Raw genomic sequence first — 15,279 nt, 5'->3', positions numbered from 1 at the left:
GCGCGCGGCCCCCGATCCGGGGCCGCGCGCTCCGGTGTTTCATGTGAAACCCCGCGCGGACGATCAGAGCGGGACGTCCCAGAAGGCGAGTTCGTGGCGCATGCCCTCGAGGAACAGGTGTTCGGCGCGGGCGGGGTCGGCGCCGGACTCGTCGATCATCTGGGCGATGCGGCGGGTCAGCTCCGCGAACCCCGCGTCGGCGTAGGTGTCGACCCAGCGGCGGTAGCGCGGCTCGGCGGGCGGGTCCTCGGCGAGGCGGGCACCGAGCGTCGAATAGCCCCACATGCACGGGTACAGGGCGGCGAGCCCGTCGCCGTAGGAGGCGGCGCTGTCCAGCAGGAAGCCCGTGTAGGCGGCGCAGGCGGGGCCCTTGCGGGCGCCGTCCAGGTCGGCGCCGAACTCGGCGGACAGCGACCGGTGCAGGTCCAGCTCGTCGTGGTAGGTCGCGTGCGCGAGGTCGACGAGGTCGCCGAGGTGCGCGGGCGGGGCCTGCCAGGCGAGCCGGGAGAACACGCGGACGTAGTCGTGCAGGAACAGGTAGTCCTGTTCGAGCCAGGAGCGGAAGACCGCCTCGTCCAGGTCCCCGTGCGCGATGCCGAGGACGGTCGGGTGCTTCAGCTGCTCCTCGACCAGCGGACGGCCGAGGTCCTCCAGGTGCGCCGCGAGACTCATGCCGTCAAGTCTGGCACCGGAACCGGCCCCGAAAATGACCACGCCCCGCCGGGTGTGGAGGCCCGGCGGAGCCGTGGTCGAGCACCGGTGTGCGGGTCGCCTCTCGGCGAAAGGCTCAACACGGCTCCAGCCGAACGGTATTCCGTGAAGGCGATAGGTGAGGCCCGGGGACACCAGGCACACCGGCTATGTCGTGTAACCCCTGGGCGCCCTCGGATTGTTCCCGCCCTCAGGATCCGATCCGGTCAGCGGGCGGACGCTGGCTGCGGCGGGACGTCGGAGAAGGTGCCCGTGCGGCGGATCGTGTGCCAGCCGAGCCGGGCGCCCAGCAGTGCCGTGACCACCGACTGGACGACCACCAGGTACATCAGCTGCCGGTACGCGAACTGCTGGAGCGGCAGCGCCCACAGCGGGCGGACGGCGGGCGCGAACAGCGGCAGCAGCACCTGGAATACCGCCAGGTAGGTGAGGCAGCGGCGGCCGAACCGGCCGGACGCGCCGCGCTCCACCAGCGAGCGGCGGTGCTTCCGCATCGCCTGCATCGTCCCGTGGCACCAGCGGTACCGCTGCCGCCACAGCTGCCGCAGCGACGACGGCGCCTCCGTCCAGGCGATCGCCTTCTCCTCGTACACGACGCGGTATCCGGACCGGCAGATCGCCATGGTCAGGTCGGTGTCCTCGGCGAGGGTGTCGGCGGGGACGCCGCCGACCCGCGCCAGCACGGACCGGCGGAACGCGCCGATCGCGCCCGGGACGGTCGGCATGCACTCCAGCACGTCGAACATCCGGCGGCCCGTCCGGCGCGGTGCCCCTGGGGCCGGGCGGAGACGCGGATCGGCCCGGCGCCGCACCGGAATCCTCGTTCCGGTCATGCCGGTGTACAGGCGAATCGCGGATCATGTGGTCCATCACTTCGCATCGGGGGACGAACGTCGCGCGCGCCCTCCCGGCACGGCCGTTCAGAACGGTCAGTGCCGAGCGCCCCGTACATGTCACACGAGACCTGAAATGCCTGCACAATGGCGCAGGTGACGAGAGTGCGGAGGAGGGACGCGAGCGGCGAGGACGATCTCGACCGCGCTCTCCGCGCTGCCCAGGAGGGCGACGAGGAGGCCTTCCGCGTGCTCTACCGGGACGTCCAGCCCCGGCTGATCCGCTTCGCGGGCGCGCTCGTCGGCGCCGACGCCGAGGACGTCACCTCCGAGGCCTGGCTGCAGATCGCCCGCGACCTGCCCGGCTTCAGCGGCGGCATCGACGGGTTCCGCGGCTGGACCGCCACGATCGCCCGGCACCGCGCGCTCGACCACCTGCGCCGCCGGTCCCGCCGGCCCGCCGCCGACGCGCCCGCCGAGGAACTGCTGACGCTCGCCGCGCAGGCCGACACCGAGGCGCTGGCCCTGGACGGCATCGCCACCGAGGAGGCGGTGCGGCTGATCGCCGCGCTGCCGCGCGACCAGGCCGAGGCGGTGCTGCTGCGCGTGGTCGCGGGGCTGGACGCCAAGTCGGCGGGCAAGGTGCTCGGGAAGCGGCCCGGCGCGGTCCGCACCGCCGCCCACCGGGGGCTGCGCCGCCTCTCCGAGCGGCTCGCGGGGTCCGGCGCGGCGGGCCCCGGGTCCATGATCGCGCCGCTGCCCGGCGCCGGAAGTGACAAAAGCGGCGGTACGGGCGCTGAAGGGGTGAGATGAACGACCATCAGCGAGCCCGACGGCTCGACCGGCGCACCGCCGAGCGGCTGCTCCGCAGTGTTCCGATGAGCGTCGCGAACGGCCCCGCCGACCACCGCGCCGACGGCTACGACGCGCTGCGCGCACTGCTGGCGGCCGCCGCCGGCCCGCCGCGTCCGGGCGAACTGGCCGGCGAGGACGCCGCGGCCGCCGCCTTCCGCACCGCCCTGGCACGGCCCGCGCCGCACCGGCCGCGCTGGGCCGCCGTGTCCCGCTTCGCGACGGTCAAGGTCGCCGTGCTCGCCGCCGCGCTCGCGGCGTTCGGCGGCGGCGTGGCGGTCGCGGCGAGCACCGGGCACCTGCCCGGGCAGTCCCCGGCGCCCGCGTCGTCCCACCATCGCTCGCCGAAGCAGTCGTCGCACCGCCGCGACCGGCTGATGCCGTCGCCGACCGTCGCACCGCGCACGACGCCGCCGCCGCGGCATCAGAAGCCGAGCCCGTCCCCGAAGGGCACGCCGAAGCGCGGCCGGACGACTCCGCCCGGTCAGGCCAAGAGCAGGTCCCCGAAGGCCAAGAAGACCCATCCGAGCAAGGGTCAGGGCAACAACAACGGCAACGGAAAAGGCAAGAAGCACGACCGCGGCGACGGCGTCAAGAAGAACCACGGCGCCCGGAACGTTCCCGGGCGCCACCCGCGGCCGGCCCCGCGATGAGACCCGTCATTCGTGGCGGAGAGCGCCCTCGCCGGTGATCGACCGGTAGTAGCAGGTCGGGCGCGCGTCGCCGGACGCCGACCTGGTGTGGCAGGCGCCGCCGGTCGTCCGGTTGACCAGGTAGAGCAGCGAGTTCTGCTCGCAGTTCACGCGGACCTCGACCAGCTCCAGCACGTCGCCGGACGACGCGCCCTTGCGCCACAGCTCGTTGCGCGACGTCGACCACAGCACCGCGATCCGCTCGTCCAGCGTCGCCTTCAGCGCCTGCTCGTTCGCGTAGCCGATGAACAGCACGTCCTTGCTCGCCGCGTCCTGCAGCACCACCGGCACGACCTCCGAGCCGGTCGCCGCGACGGCGCGCAGCTTGCCGAAGTCGAGTGCGAGCCGCGTTCCCTCTTCGAGTTCGTTCACCACGCGATCCTCCCCGCGCCGCGGCGCCACGGCAACCCGATCGTCACCGTGCGCGCCGATGTCAGCACGCATCGTCGCACGCCCGCCGGGTTCATCTACGTAAACGGCGAATGCACGGCGCCCGGCTTGTCACCGGAGGCGATTGTGCGGCCGCATCCGCGGCCGCATGCTGGCCGGAGCACTCACTTGAGGGAGCGAAGCGATGAAACGGGGCACTGTCCGGACGCGCGGTCCCATGCGGCTTCTCGGCACGACGAGCCTACCCGGCGTAGCCCGCTCCGCTCCCGAGGCGCGCGCGTTCGTCCGCCGCGTCGCCCCGCACATCGACGCCGAGGCCCTCGCCGACGTCGTCCTGTGCGTGGACGAGCTGGTCGCGAACGCCTGCGAGCACACCGCGTCCGGGCTGGGCGGGCGGGTGACCGTCATCGTCAGCGCCGCGGACGGGATGCTGCGCGTGACCGTCCTCGACGACGGCGGCACCGGCGGCGCGCCGTGCGTGCGCGAGGACCCCTGCGGCGAGGACGGCCGCGGCCTGCGCCTGGTCGACGCCCTGTCCACCGCATGGGGCTCGCACAGCGCCCTCGGCGGCCGAGCCGTCTGGGCCGAGTTCAACGCCCCCGCCGCCCCACGCATCGCCTGCTGCCACCCCTCCGCGCTCTGACGCACCGACCGCGCCGTCACGAAGGCCGAGAGGCCAGTCGGGTGACGGATGCCGGGCCCGTCGGGGCGTTTCTAGCGATCCTGCTGCGCGCCGCCGGCCCGGAGCGGCTCGGCCGGCTGATGAGCACGCTCGGGCTGGCGGTGCTGGTCGGCCCGCTCGCCGGCGATGACGGCGGCGACGCGCGGGATATCGCACGAGCAGGCGCCGGCCGCGAGCACCACGGTGAACCTCGTCAACACCACGTCCGGCGCGATCGGGACGGCGCTGGCGTCGGTGGTGCTGTCCACGCTGATGAGCGGCCTCGTCCCGGACGATCCGGACGGCGGCGCGTTGCAGGCCGTGCGCCGGCTGAGCCCGCAGGCGCATGCGGCCGTCGCCGGTCCGCTTGCGGACGCGTTCCAGCACACGTACGCGTTCGCGCTCGGTCTGCTGGCCCTGGCACTCGTGCCGGCGCTCCTCCTGCCGCGCCGCGCTCCGCGGAAGTGACGCGCCGAGAACCCCCGCTCCGATGTCCGGAACGGGGGTCCAGGGCGTGAGGGCCCGGAGGGCGCGGCGGCCGTGCGGGGCCTCGCGTCCTACGTCGCGGGAGCGATGTTGTGGTTCAGGCGGAAGAGGTTCGCCGGGTCGTACCGCGCCTTCAGTTCGGCGAGCCGCCGGTAGGTCTCCGGCTCGTACGCGGCGCGGACCCGGTCGGGTGTCGCGTCCGGGCCGAACAGGAAGTTCAGCACCCGCCCGCGCGACCGGGCGGCGAGCAGCCGGCCGAACCGGTCGTGCAGGGCGTCGACCCCCATGTCGTCCGGACCGAGCTTGGACAGCAGGCCGACGAGGTGCCCGGCGTCCCGGTTGCCGACGGCGTTCGGGACGGCCGGCGGCTTCGCCATCGCCCCGCCGAGGTGCCTGACCTCCACGATCGCCCGGTCGGGCGCGCCCGGTCCGGCGAGGCCGAGCAGGTCGCGGACGAGGCCGCCGTCCAGCGCGTCGACCGCGACGTTCGTCGCCCGGTACGCCATCGGGACGGGCGGCTCGTTGTGGATGAGGCCGGAGTCGGTGTACGGCATCTCGCCGGCCGTGTCGATCAGCCGCGGCCCGACCGCCCGCAGCGGCGCGACGAGCCGCTCGCCCTCCGCCGCGTCCCCGGTGAAGGCGATCCGGACGTGGGCGACGTGCCGGCCGCGGAGCGGTTCGGGGAACGCCGGGACGTCGGGCACCGGCATCAGCGCGACCGACGAGGTCATCGCGTCGGGGACGGTCCCGGTCCACCGCCGCCAGGTCTCCATCACCGCGGGGATCAGGTCCGCGTCGAAGTACAGGCCGCCGCCGTACAGCCGCGCGACCGGGAGCAGGCCGGTCTCCAGGCCGGTGACCACGCCGAAGTTCGCGCGGCCGCCGAGCAGCGCCCAGAACAGGTCCGGGTCGGTGTCCGGCGTGACGTGCCGGAGCCGCGCGTCCGCGGTGACGACGTCGATCGACCGGACGTGGTCGGCCGCGAACCCGTACCGCCGCGACATCAGCCCGATCCCGCCGCCGAGCGTGTAGGACACCGCGCCGACGCCGGGCGACGACCCGCTCAGCGGCGCGAGCCCGTGCGGCGCGGCCCCGGCGACGACCTGCGCCCACCGGACGCCGGCCCCGATCCGCGCCGTCCGGGTTCGCGGGTCGATCTCGACGCCGGTCATCTTCCGGGTGGCGATCAGCAGCCCGCCGTCGGCGGGGAGCGGGAGCCCGTGCCCGGTGTTCTGCACGGCGACCGGCAGGCCCCGCGCGGCGGCGTGCTCGACGGCGGCGCGGACGTCCGCGGCGTCCTCGGCCACGACGATCACCGCGGGACGGTGCGGGCCGGCGGTCTGGAAGCCGGTCCGCTCGGCGTCGTAGCCCTCGTCGCCCGGCTCGAGCACCGCGCCCCGCACATTCCCGTACGCGTTCATCGTGGCTCCTCTCGGGTCTCTTCCCGTCGCTCACCGCCCATCCTGGTCACCGGCTGTCCATACGTCAAAGAGATAGATCTTATGATCTCTAGCAGGATTGCTTATGGATTAGACTCCTTGAGGAAGCCCGAGTCGACGACCTCCGCGCCCGTCGTGCTCGCGGAGCGCGGCGAGGCCAGCAGCGCCACGGCGTCCGCGACCTCCTGCGGCTCGGCCATCCGGCCGGTCGTCAGGCTCATCATCTCCGCCGCGCCGCCGTCCAGGACCGCGTCCCGGTCCGAGCCGGTGGCCTGCGCGATGATGTCGGCCGCGCCGCCCTCCTCGGTCCACCACGCCGTCCGGACCGGGCCGGGCGACACCGTGTTCACGCGGATCCCCTGCGGCCCGAACTCCTCCGACAGGCCCTTCGCGAGATTGTTCAGCGCCGCTTTGGCCGCGTTGTAGTCGAAGTTCATCGGCCCGTGGGTGATCAACAGCATCGGCCGGATCAAGGGCGACCACGAGTACGCGATCGCGGTCCTGTCCGACCGGAACGCGTCCATGGACGCGGGCGTCACGCTGGTCGAGACGGTGACCGAGGCGGTCCTCGACGAGCTGTCCTGAGCCGGTGCGCGTCAGGGGCGCGGCGGCATCGCCTGCGCGCCCGCGAGGATGATGTCGACCAGCGTCTCGGCATAGGCGGGGAACGTGCGGCGGAGGCGGGCGCGGCTGCCTTCGGGCGTCGACTCCCAGTGCGTGGACATCGCGCCCACGAGCAGGTCGGGAAGCGTCGAGGACCGCACCGCCGGCGCCAGCTCGCCGCGGGCGACCGCCCGCCGGGTGATCTCGCGGGCGGCCTCGGTGCGCGGCCTGTTGATCATCTCCTCGTAGAGCGCCGCGAGCGCGGGGCGGGCGCGGGAGTCGAGGGAGATCCGGCGGCCGGCAAGGGCCCGGTCGGGATGCCGGTACCAGTGCACCCATTGCCGGGCGTAGTCCAGCAGGTCGGCGCGGACCGAGCCGCAGTCCCGGGCGGTCGGGAAGTCGAGGTTGTGCAGCGCGGAGACGAGCAGCTCCTCGCCGCCGGACCAGCGCCGGTAGAGGGCGGGCTTGCCGACGCCCGCCTCCCGCGCCACCGCGTCGAAGGTGAAGCCGCCCCAGCCCGCGCGGGCGTAGACGCGGACCGCCGCCTCGAAGACCCGGGGCTCGATCAGCGGGTCCCGCTTGCGCCCCGCCGTCGGACCGGACGTTCGGGCGTCGGGCATGGCGGCGTTCCTTCGCGGCGGTTCGGCGGGTGCCCATTGTAGATCCGGCCCTTTACGTACGGGAATCGTACGTAATAGGCTCCGGGCACCGCGATCGTCGAGAGTGGGTCCCATGCCGCCGGCAGACATCGGGTCGCGCGCGACCGTCCCCGCCCTGCTCCAGCGCGCCGCGCGCGAGTTCGGCGACGATCTGTACCTGGTGACGCCCACCGACCGGCTGAGCCACACCGAGGCCGACCGCCGCTCCGCGCTCGCGGCGCGGTGGCTGCTCCGCCACGGCGCGGGCAAGGGGACGCGCGTCGGCCTGTTCTTCACCAGCGACACCGAATGGGCGGTCTGGTGGCTCGCCGCGAGCCGCGTCGGCGCCGTCGTCGTCCCGCTGAGCACGCTGTACGCCCCGGCCGAGATCGCGAAGGTGCTGCGGCTGGCCGACGTCGCCGTGCTCGTCGCCCCGGTCCGCGTCCTCACGATCGACGTCGCCGAGCGGTTCGAGGCCGCGCTCCCCGGGCTCGCGGACCAGCGGGCCGGGGACCTGTGCCTGCCCGCCGCGCCCTACCTGCGCCGCATCGTCCTCACCGGCGACTCCGACCGCTCCTGGGCCACCGTCTGGAACGCTGCGAGCGACGCCGTCGCGCCCGCCGGGCTGCTGGCGGCGGTCGAGGACGAGGTGACTCCCGCCGACCTCGCGATCATGGTGCACACGTCGGGGTCCACGGCCGACCCCAAAGGCGTCCTCCACACGCACGGCACCCTCACCCGGCAGACCTCCACCTGGCCCGCCGCGATCCGGTCCCTCACCGGCGTCCAGGGCGTGCCGCGGATCCTGTGCGCGATGCCGTTCTTCTGGATCGGCGGCGTCCTCGCCACGACGGGCGCGCTCCACGAACCGGTGACGGTGCTCGTCCTGCCGCGCCTGGACGCCGGAGCGGCGCTCGACCTGATCGAGCGCGAACGCGGCAACGGCGTCGTCGGCTGGCCCGCGTTCACCCAGCGGCTGCGCGAGCACCCGTCCTTCGCCGGGCGCGACCTCGCCGCCGCGCCCATGCTGCGGGACGGGCCGCTCGACCTCGCCATGAACGGCGTCCCGGACGGCTACCCCGTGCACCGCAGCATGACCGAGACGGCCGGCGGCTTCGCCTTCACCGACACCGCGATCGTCGACGGCGAGGGCCGCCCGGTCCCCGACGGCGACGTCGGCGAACTGCTGATCCGCGGCACGGGCACGATGGCGGGCTACAACAAGCGCGAGCGGTCGGAGGTGTTCGACCAGGACGGCTGGTACCACACCGGCGACCGCGTCTACCGCCGCCCCGGCGACCCGCGGCTGTTCTACGTGGGGCGCACCAGCGACCTCATCAAGTCGTCCGGGGCGAACGTGTCCCCGCTCGAGGTCGAGTCGGCGATCGAGGAGTCCGGCGAGGTCGCCCAGTGCGCGGTCATCGGAACCGACCATCCCGCGCGCGGTGAGGAGGTCTGCGCGGTCATCGTGCCCGCCGTCCCGGAGATCGACGTGGACGCCCTCGCCGCCGACACCCGCCGGCGCTTGTCCGCCTACAAGGTCCCGACCCGCTGGGTCGTCACGTCGAGCGAGCGGATCCCGACGCTGCCGAGCGGCAAGCTCGACCGCAGGAGACTCCGCGCGCTGGTCACGGACGGCACGCTCAAATGAAACCGACCGGCTGACACGGCCCGGAGGAGAGAGCATGGCGCAGCACGTCGCGGTGGTCATCGGAGTCGGCGGCATGGGGCAGGCCATCGCCCGGCGCATCAGCCCGTCCGCCCACCTCCTGGTGGCCGACCACGACCAGGAGACCCTGGACGCGGTCGCCGGGCAGCTCACCGGCGAGGGCCACCGGGTGACCGCGCAGCGGGTGGACGTCTCCTCGCGCAAGCCGGTCGCCGCCCTGGCCGAGCAGGCCGACTCCCTCGGCCCGGTGCTGTCGGTGGTGCACACCGCAGGGCTGTCGCCCGTGCAGGCGCCGGTGCCGGCGGTCCTGGCGGTCGACCTGCTGGGCGTGGCGCTGGTCCTGGAGGAGTTCGGCGAGGTCGTCGCGCCCGGCGGCGCCGGGATCGTGATCGCCAGCATGGCCGGCCACTTCCACCCGGGCCTCCCGCGCGAGCAGCAGCAACAGCTCGCCACCACCCCGGCGGACCAGTTGCTCTCCCTTCCGATCTGCGAGGCGTCCGCCTTCGCCGACAGCGGGACCGCCTACGCCTTCGCCAAGTACGCCAACCGGCTGCGCGTCCAGGCCGCCAGCACCGCCTGGGGCGCGCGCGGCGCCCGGATCAACTCGATCAGCCCCGGCGTCATCGCCACCCCCATGGGCCGTGCCGAGCTCGACAGCGAGCACGGCGCCGGCATGAGGGCGATGATCGACGCGTCCAACGCCAAGCGGGCCGGCACCCCCGCCGACATCGCCGCGGCCGCCGAGTTCCTGCTCGGCCCCGCCGCGTCGTTCATCTCCGGCACCGACCTGCTGGTCGACGGCGGCGCCGTCGCGGGGGTCACGGTTCGGGCCTCCTGAGAGCACCCGACGCGGCGGCGCGGACCGACCGCCGAGACGAGCCCCTGGCGTGCGCGCCGGGGGCTCGTTCCGTCAGCGCGCTCTGATCCTTCCCTGTGGAGGAGGTGGGGGAGCGGATCGGCCATATGGTCTCACTTGCGCCGCTGTCCCGGGACGTGGCGGCCCGGGTCGCGGCGGCACCGGGCGTCGCGCGGGCGGCAGCGCTGACCCGGACGGAGGTCAAGCTGGTGTCGCCGGACCGGCCCGGATCGGCGGAATCCGGCGATCTCGCCGCGCTCCAGCCAAGAGGCCAACATGGCCGTCATCCGCGCGCGGGCGGCGATGGAGCGCCGCCCAGGGCCGTCCCCGCGTCATCGCCCTGAACGACCTGCTGCCGGAGGCCGTCACCCAGCACCGTGAGGCCCTGGACGCGGCACGGAACCTGCGCCAGGGCATCATCGCCACCCTGGCATGCGCGGCCCTGCTCGTCTCCGCCGTCGCGGTCACCTGGTACGGTCCGGCCAAGGACAATCCGCTGCTCAGGCTGACGACGTCGGACACCACGGTCTGTGGAACCGCCGCACGCGTCACCGCGCAGGGCATGGTTCTGATGACCGGCAAGGGGGAAAAGATCATCCCACTCGACACCGTCCAGAGCGTGACACCCGTGGAGAAGTGTTAGTCGACCGGCGGCTGCGCGCCTGTCCCTTCGGTCCCATCGGTCACAGAAGACTGGCCTCCGTAACGACAAGAACCCCGGAGCTTGCCAGCTCCGGGGTCGTTTCGTCACTGTGGGGGTGGGACTTTCGTCTGCACCCCGAAGTGGGCGAGGAGGGATTTGAACCCTCACATCCTTTCGGACACACGGACCTGAACCGTGCGCGTCTGCCGTTCCGCCACCCGCCCAGGGTGTCGGCCCGTTTCCGGGCGCGTGAAAAGGCTAGCACGGTCGCGGCAGTGGTCTGGCACTCGGATACTTCTCGCGAACCTTCGCACCGATACGATCGTCTACCAGTGGGGAGAGGAGGTGCCCGTGGGCGTCATTCAGCGCTTCGAGCGACGGCTCGAGGGCATGGTCGAAGGGGCCTTCGCCCGTGCCTTCAAGTCGGAGCTGCAGCCGGTCGAGGTGGCCAGTGCTGTGCAGCGCGAGATGGACGATCGGGCCGCGATCGTGGCGCAGGGCCGCACGCTGGTCCCGAACGACTTCGTCGTCGAGATCTCTCAGCAGGACGGGCAGCGGCTGCAGGTGTACGCCGACAGCCTGAGCCAGGAGCTCGCGAACCTGGCGCGCGAGTACGCGAAGGAGCAGGGGTACTCCTTCGTGGGTCCGGTGCGCGTCCGGTTCGAGAACGCCGGGGACCTCGCCACGGGCATGTTCCGCATCCGGTCCGGTGTGATCCGGGGGTCCACCGTGGAGGGCGGGGAGATCCGCCAGCCGGTGAGCGACGTGCCGCAGGGCGGGCGGGGCGGGGCCTTCGCCGGCAACCCGCGGCTCCTGGTGACGACCGCGGTGGAGGGCTCCGACACCACGCAGCGCACGTACGAGATCAACACTCCGGTCACCCTGCTGGGCCGCGGCACCGACTGCGACCTGCGTCTCGTGGATCCGGGCGTGTCCCGGCACCATGCCGAGATCCGCGTAGAAGGTCCCGAAATCGTGCTCGTGGATCTAGGGTCGACCAACGGCTCGTTCGTGAACGGGCAGCCGATCCGGCGGGTGACGCTGGTGGACGGCTCCCGGGTCACGATGGGCCGCACTACCCTTGTGTTCCGCCGCGATAGGGAGTAACCCCGACTCCGATGTCCGATTTCACCCTCACGCTGATCAAGCTGGCGTTCCTCGCGGTGCTCTGGCTCTTCGTCATCGCGGCCGTCGGTGTGATCAGGGCCGACCTGTTCGGCTCGAAGGCGGCGACGAAGGCGGCCACCCGGGCGGCCCAGCCTCCCCGGCCCCCGAAGGCGGGCCGGCCGCAGATGGCGGCGGCGCCCCCGCCGCCGTCGCGCCGCGGCGCCCAGGGCGGCGCCCCCAGCAAGCTCGTGGTCGTCCAGGGCGAGCGGGCCGGCACCGTCATCGATCTCACGGGGGTGCCCATTACCATCGGTCGCGCCAATGACGCCACGCTCGTGGTGACCGACGACTACGCTTCGAGCCGGCATGCCCGACTTTATGCGCAGGACGGTCAGTGGATCGTGGAAGATCTCGGCTCGACCAATGGCACATATCTCGGACGCACGAAGGTGACCCGGCCGATGCCGGTGCCCCCCGGCGTACCGGTCCGTATCGGCAAGACCGTGATCGAGCTGCGCAAATGACACTGGGAATCCGCTACGCCGCGCGCTCCGACGTCGGCATGCTGCGCGAGGGCAACGAGGACTCGGCGTACGCGGGGGCGCACCTGCTCGCGGTGGCCGACGGGATGGGCGGACACGTCGGCGGCGAGATCGCCAGTGCCGCCGCGATCGACGCGCTGCGCGGGCTGGACAAGGACCTGCCCGCGAGCGAGCTGCTGGCCGCGCTCGAGCACACGGTGAAGACGGCCAACGACAACCTGCACCGCATCGTGGAGTCCGACCCGGCCCTGCAGGGCATGGGAACGACGCTGACGGCGATGCTGTGGGCGGGCAACCAGGTCGCGCTGGTCCACATCGGGGACTCGCGCGCCTACCTGCTGCGGGACGGCAGCCTCTTCCAGATCACGCACGACCACACGCTGGTGCAGTCGCTGGTGGACGAGGGCCGGATCAGCCCGGACGAGGCGGCGACGCACCCGCAGCGGTCGCTGCTGCTGCGCGCGCTGGACGGCCGCGGCGAGGTCGACCCGGACCTGTCGCTGCGCGAGGCGAACGTCGGGGACCGCTACCTGCTGTGCTCGGACGGCCTGTCCGGCGTGGTGACGGCCGAGACGATCTTCCAGGTGCTGACGGATGTGGACGAGCCGGAGCAGGCGGTCCGGCAGCTGATCGACCTGGCGAACCGGGGCGGCGGGCCGGACAACATCACCTGCGTGGTCGCGGACGTGGTGGACCTGGAGCGGCATCCCCCGACGGGCGGTCCGGGGCACGCGGTGGGCGCGGCGGCGAACGCGGCACCGCCGGAGCCGCCGGGCGGCGGGACGGGCCCGAACGTGACGGTGGCGGACACCCCGGCGGGGCGGGCGGCGCAGCTGCGGGACACGATGCCGCAGCCGCCGGTCGCGGTGGACGAGATGCCGCCGCCGGCGCCGATGCCGATGCAGGAGCCGATGGCAAGGCCGCCCGGGGCGATGCCGCAGGGCATGCAGGAGCAGATGGCGGCGCCGCAGCGGCGGCGCGGCGGGGGCGCGCGCCGCTGGACGTGGCTGATCGTGGTGGCGGGCGTGGTCGTGGTGGCCGTGGTGGCGGGCGGTTTCGTGCTGGTGCAGAACGTCCGGAACGGCTACTACGTCGGTGCGGAGGACGGGAAGGTCGTCCTGTACCGGGGGACGACCCAGAAGGTGCCGGGGATCAGCCTGTCCCGGAAGGCCGACAAGCAGCCGAACCCGCCGATCCTGCTCGCGGACCTCCCGACGGACCTGCGGGAGCAGGTGAAGGCGACCTACTCCGTGGACGGTCCGTCCGCCCTGAACGAGCTGAAGAACCGGGTGTGCAAGTACGTCCTGACCGAGGAGTCCGGCAAGGTCGTCGTCGTCAAGGGGCAGGGCCGGCGCGACTGCGAGCAGAAGAAGGTCACCAACAGCGACATCCCGCTGAGCGAGCTGCCGACGTCGGACGCGACGGCGGTCACCAAGGGCGGCCTCGCGTTCGTCGGGCAGCAGGAGGCCGAGGCGAAGCTGAGGGAGCTCGGCGACCACCGCGACGCGTGCAAGGCGAGCAACCCGACCATCGAGGACTGCCCGTCCGACGGGGGTAGCCATAGATGAACTCGCTCGGGGAGCAGATCAGGGCGGTCCTGCCGTACCAGCGGCGTAACGCGGCGTCGTTCGCGGTGCTCGCGTTCGCGATGGTGCTGACGCTGTCGGCGTTCGCGGAGGTCGGGCTGGCCCGCGACGGGCACATCCCCGCGGGTCTGTTCACCATCGGCGGCGGCCTGGTGGTGCTCGCGCTCGCCGCCTACTTCGTGCAGGCGAAGTTCCTGCCGTACGCCGACCCGCTGCTGCTGCCGCTGGCGGTGGCGCTGAACGGGCTCGGGCTGGCGATGATCTACCGGCTCGACCTGGACACCAGCGACACCAAGAAGGCCGCGCAGCTGGCCGGCAAGAAGCTGATCAAGGACGCGGCGGACGCGCCGGGCCAGCTGCTGTGGACGTTCGTCGGGATCGGGCTGTTCGTGGCCGCGGTCCTGATCATGCGGGACACCACCAAGACCGACGCGCCGCTGTCGTTCACCCCGAAGACCGCGCAGCGCTACACCTACCTGACCGGCCTGGTCGCGATCATCCTGCTGCTGCTGCCGATCGTGCCGGGCATCGGCGCGGAGATCAACGGCGCGCGGGTGTGGATCCACGTCGGCCCGCTGTCGGTGCAGCCGGGCGAGTTCGCCAAGCTGCTGCTGGTGGTGTTCTTCGCCGGGTACCTGGTGAACAAGCGGCAGGCGATGTCGCTGATCGGCAAGAAGCTCGGCCCGTTCAGCCTGCCGCGCGCCCGCGACCTCGGCCCGATCGTCGTGATCTGGTTCTTCTGCCTGGGCGTGCTGTTCATGCAGAAGGACCTCGGTACGGCGCTGCTGTTCTTCGGCCTGTTCGTGTCGATGCTGTACATCGCGACGCAGCGGGTGTCGTGGGTGGCGATCGGCGTCGGGCTGCTGGCGGTCGGCGTGTTCGTGGCGACGCAGCTGCCGTTCATGGCGCACGTCAACCAGCGCATCGACATCTGGCAGAACCCGAAGCCGTACTTCGACGGCGGCTGCCTGCTGGACAGCGGCAAGGTCGTCCCGGTCAACCCCGACACCACGATCTACAAGAGGGAGAAGGCCGCCGGCAGCGGCTATCCCGGCTTCACCGCCTGCGCGAAGCTCGGCGGCGAGTACTCCGACAGCCGGCAGCTGATGATGGGGCTGTTCGCGCTCGGCGAGGGCGGGGTGCTCGGCACCGGGCTCGGGCAGGGCCAGCCGTGGCAGACGCCGCTGTCGTTCAGCGACTTCATCTTCGACTCGATGGGCGAGGAGCTCGGCCTGACCGGGCTCATGGCGCTGCTGCTCATCTACGCCTTGATCGTGCAGCGCGGCATGAAGACCGCCGTGGCCGCGCGGGACCCGTACCTGAAGCTGTTCGCGGGCGGCGTCTCATTCGTGCTGGGCCTGCAGGTCTTCGTGATCGTCGGCGGGGTGACCAAGCTGATCCCGCTGACCGGTCTGACCACGCCGTTCCTGTCGCAGGGCGGTTCGTCGCTGATGGCGAACTGGATCCTGATCGCGATCCTGGTGCGGATGAGCCACGACGCGCGCAAGCCCGCCCCGCAGGCCATCCAGGACGAGGGCATGACCCAGATCGTGAGCACGAGGTGATCTCCG

The 15,279-nt window shown here is 72.8% G+C and carries 17 protein-coding genes and 1 tRNA gene; 11 read left to right on the top strand and 7 right to left on the bottom strand.

Features of this window, described 5'->3' with window-relative positions:
• Positions 1-63 precede the first annotated feature (63 nt).
• On the bottom strand, positions 64-672 hold the full coding sequence (locus F8568_RS14000; protein WP_151593957.1) for a TenA family protein: 609 nt from the start codon (positions 670-672) through the stop codon (positions 64-66).
• Between the two features lie 245 nt (positions 673-917).
• Positions 918-1,457, bottom strand: a complete 540-nt coding sequence (locus F8568_RS13995) for a glycosyltransferase (RefSeq protein WP_236008719.1) — start codon at positions 1,455-1,457, stop codon at positions 918-920.
• 243 nt (positions 1,458-1,700) lie between these two features.
• Between F8568_RS13995 and F8568_RS13990 the strand changes: the two genes are divergently transcribed.
• Together F8568_RS13990 and F8568_RS13985 are read left to right on the top strand one after the other, a co-directional pair.
• A complete protein-coding gene (locus F8568_RS13990) occupies positions 1,701-2,357 on the top strand; it encodes an RNA polymerase sigma factor (RefSeq protein WP_328600868.1) in 657 nt (218 codons plus the stop codon).
• Positions 2,354-3,049, top strand: a complete 696-nt coding sequence (locus F8568_RS13985; RefSeq protein WP_151593954.1) for a hypothetical protein — start codon at positions 2,354-2,356, stop codon at positions 3,047-3,049. Before F8568_RS13990 ends, F8568_RS13985 begins: the two co-directional genes overlap by 4 nt.
• Before the next feature lie 6 nt (positions 3,050-3,055).
• Here the strand turns inward: F8568_RS13985 and F8568_RS13980 are convergent, their stop codons facing one another.
• Positions 3,056-3,460, bottom strand: coding sequence for a phosphoribosyl-AMP cyclohydrolase (locus F8568_RS13980; protein WP_202124917.1), 405 nt, complete (start codon positions 3,458-3,460; stop codon positions 3,056-3,058).
• 202 nt (positions 3,461-3,662) lie between these two features.
• On the opposite strand from F8568_RS13980, the gene F8568_RS49530 reads away from it, so the two are divergent.
• Both F8568_RS49530 and F8568_RS13970 read left to right on the top strand, forming a co-directional pair.
• Positions 3,663-4,121 carry an ATP-binding protein gene (locus F8568_RS49530; RefSeq protein WP_151593952.1) on the top strand — a complete coding sequence of 153 codons (459 nt, stop codon included), beginning with the start codon at positions 3,663-3,665 and terminating at the stop codon, positions 4,119-4,121.
• A gap of 165 nt (positions 4,122-4,286) precedes the next feature.
• Positions 4,287-4,607 (top strand): hypothetical protein, encoded by a 321-nt coding sequence (locus F8568_RS13970; RefSeq protein ID WP_151593951.1) that lies wholly within the window; start codon positions 4,287-4,289, stop codon positions 4,605-4,607.
• 89 nt (positions 4,608-4,696) lie between these two features.
• Here the strand turns inward: F8568_RS13970 and F8568_RS13965 are convergent, their stop codons facing one another.
• Positions 4,697-6,046 (bottom strand): FAD-binding oxidoreductase, encoded by a 1,350-nt coding sequence (locus F8568_RS13965; protein WP_151593950.1) that lies wholly within the window; start codon positions 6,044-6,046, stop codon positions 4,697-4,699.
• Positions 6,047-6,147: 101 nt separating this feature from the next.
• On the bottom strand, positions 6,148-6,525 hold the full coding sequence (locus tag F8568_RS13960; RefSeq protein ID WP_236008718.1) for an SDR family oxidoreductase: 378 nt from the start codon (positions 6,523-6,525) through the stop codon (positions 6,148-6,150).
• Here F8568_RS13960 and F8568_RS13955 point away from each other — a divergent pair.
• Positions 6,512-6,649 carry a hypothetical protein gene (locus tag F8568_RS13955; RefSeq protein WP_160573611.1) on the top strand — a complete coding sequence of 46 codons (138 nt, stop codon included), beginning with the start codon at positions 6,512-6,514 and terminating at the stop codon, positions 6,647-6,649. The genes F8568_RS13960 and F8568_RS13955 overlap by 14 nt on opposite strands.
• An 11-nt stretch (positions 6,650-6,660) precedes the next feature.
• On the opposite strand, the gene F8568_RS13950 is transcribed toward F8568_RS13955, so the two are convergent.
• Positions 6,661-7,287 carry a TetR/AcrR family transcriptional regulator gene (locus tag F8568_RS13950; protein WP_160573610.1) on the bottom strand — a complete coding sequence of 209 codons (627 nt, stop codon included), beginning with the start codon at positions 7,285-7,287 and terminating at the stop codon, positions 6,661-6,663.
• Between the two features lie 112 nt (positions 7,288-7,399).
• Here F8568_RS13950 and F8568_RS13945 point away from each other — a divergent pair, with 112 nt between their 5' ends.
• Positions 7,400-8,956: a class I adenylate-forming enzyme family protein gene (locus F8568_RS13945; protein ID WP_151593948.1), complete on the top strand. Its 1,557-nt coding sequence runs from the start codon at positions 7,400-7,402 to the stop codon at positions 8,954-8,956.
• A gap of 34 nt (positions 8,957-8,990) precedes the next feature.
• Positions 8,991-9,812 carry an SDR family oxidoreductase gene (locus tag F8568_RS13940; protein WP_151593947.1) on the top strand — a complete coding sequence of 274 codons (822 nt, stop codon included), beginning with the start codon at positions 8,991-8,993 and terminating at the stop codon, positions 9,810-9,812.
• Positions 9,813-10,614: 802 nt separating this feature from the next.
• Here the strand turns inward: F8568_RS13940 and F8568_RS13935 are convergent.
• Positions 10,615-10,697: transfer RNA gene (locus tag F8568_RS13935), tRNA-Leu, on the bottom strand.
• A gap of 127 nt (positions 10,698-10,824) precedes the next feature.
• Here F8568_RS13935 and F8568_RS13930 point away from each other — a divergent pair.
• The 4 genes from F8568_RS13930 to F8568_RS13915 are packed head-to-tail and all read left to right on the top strand — an operon-like array spanning position 10,825 to position 15,273.
• Positions 10,825-11,580 (top strand): FhaA domain-containing protein, encoded by a 756-nt coding sequence (locus F8568_RS13930; protein WP_151541686.1) that lies wholly within the window; start codon positions 10,825-10,827, stop codon positions 11,578-11,580.
• 11 nt (positions 11,581-11,591) lie between these two features.
• Complete coding sequence (locus F8568_RS13925) at positions 11,592-12,104, top strand: FHA domain-containing protein FhaB/FipA (protein WP_151541687.1); 513 nt, start codon at positions 11,592-11,594, stop codon at positions 12,102-12,104.
• A complete protein-coding gene (locus tag F8568_RS50340; RefSeq protein ID WP_151593946.1) occupies positions 12,101-13,690 on the top strand; it encodes a Stp1/IreP family PP2C-type Ser/Thr phosphatase in 1,590 nt (529 codons plus the stop codon). Before F8568_RS13925 ends, F8568_RS50340 begins: the two co-directional genes overlap by 4 nt.
• Positions 13,687-15,273, top strand: coding sequence for an FtsW/RodA/SpoVE family cell cycle protein (locus F8568_RS13915; protein ID WP_151593945.1), 1,587 nt, complete (start codon positions 13,687-13,689; stop codon positions 15,271-15,273). The genes F8568_RS50340 and F8568_RS13915 overlap by 4 nt, the downstream gene beginning before the upstream one ends.
• Positions 15,274-15,279 lie beyond the last annotated feature (6 nt).

Origin of the sequence: Actinomadura physcomitrii (assembly GCF_008923205.2) — a bacterium.
Classification (GTDB): domain Bacteria; phylum Actinomycetota; class Actinomycetes; order Streptosporangiales; family Streptosporangiaceae; genus Spirillospora; species Spirillospora physcomitrii.
The sequence above is the reverse complement of the archived record's forward strand: the minus strand, read 5'-3'. Positions and strand labels throughout refer to the sequence as shown.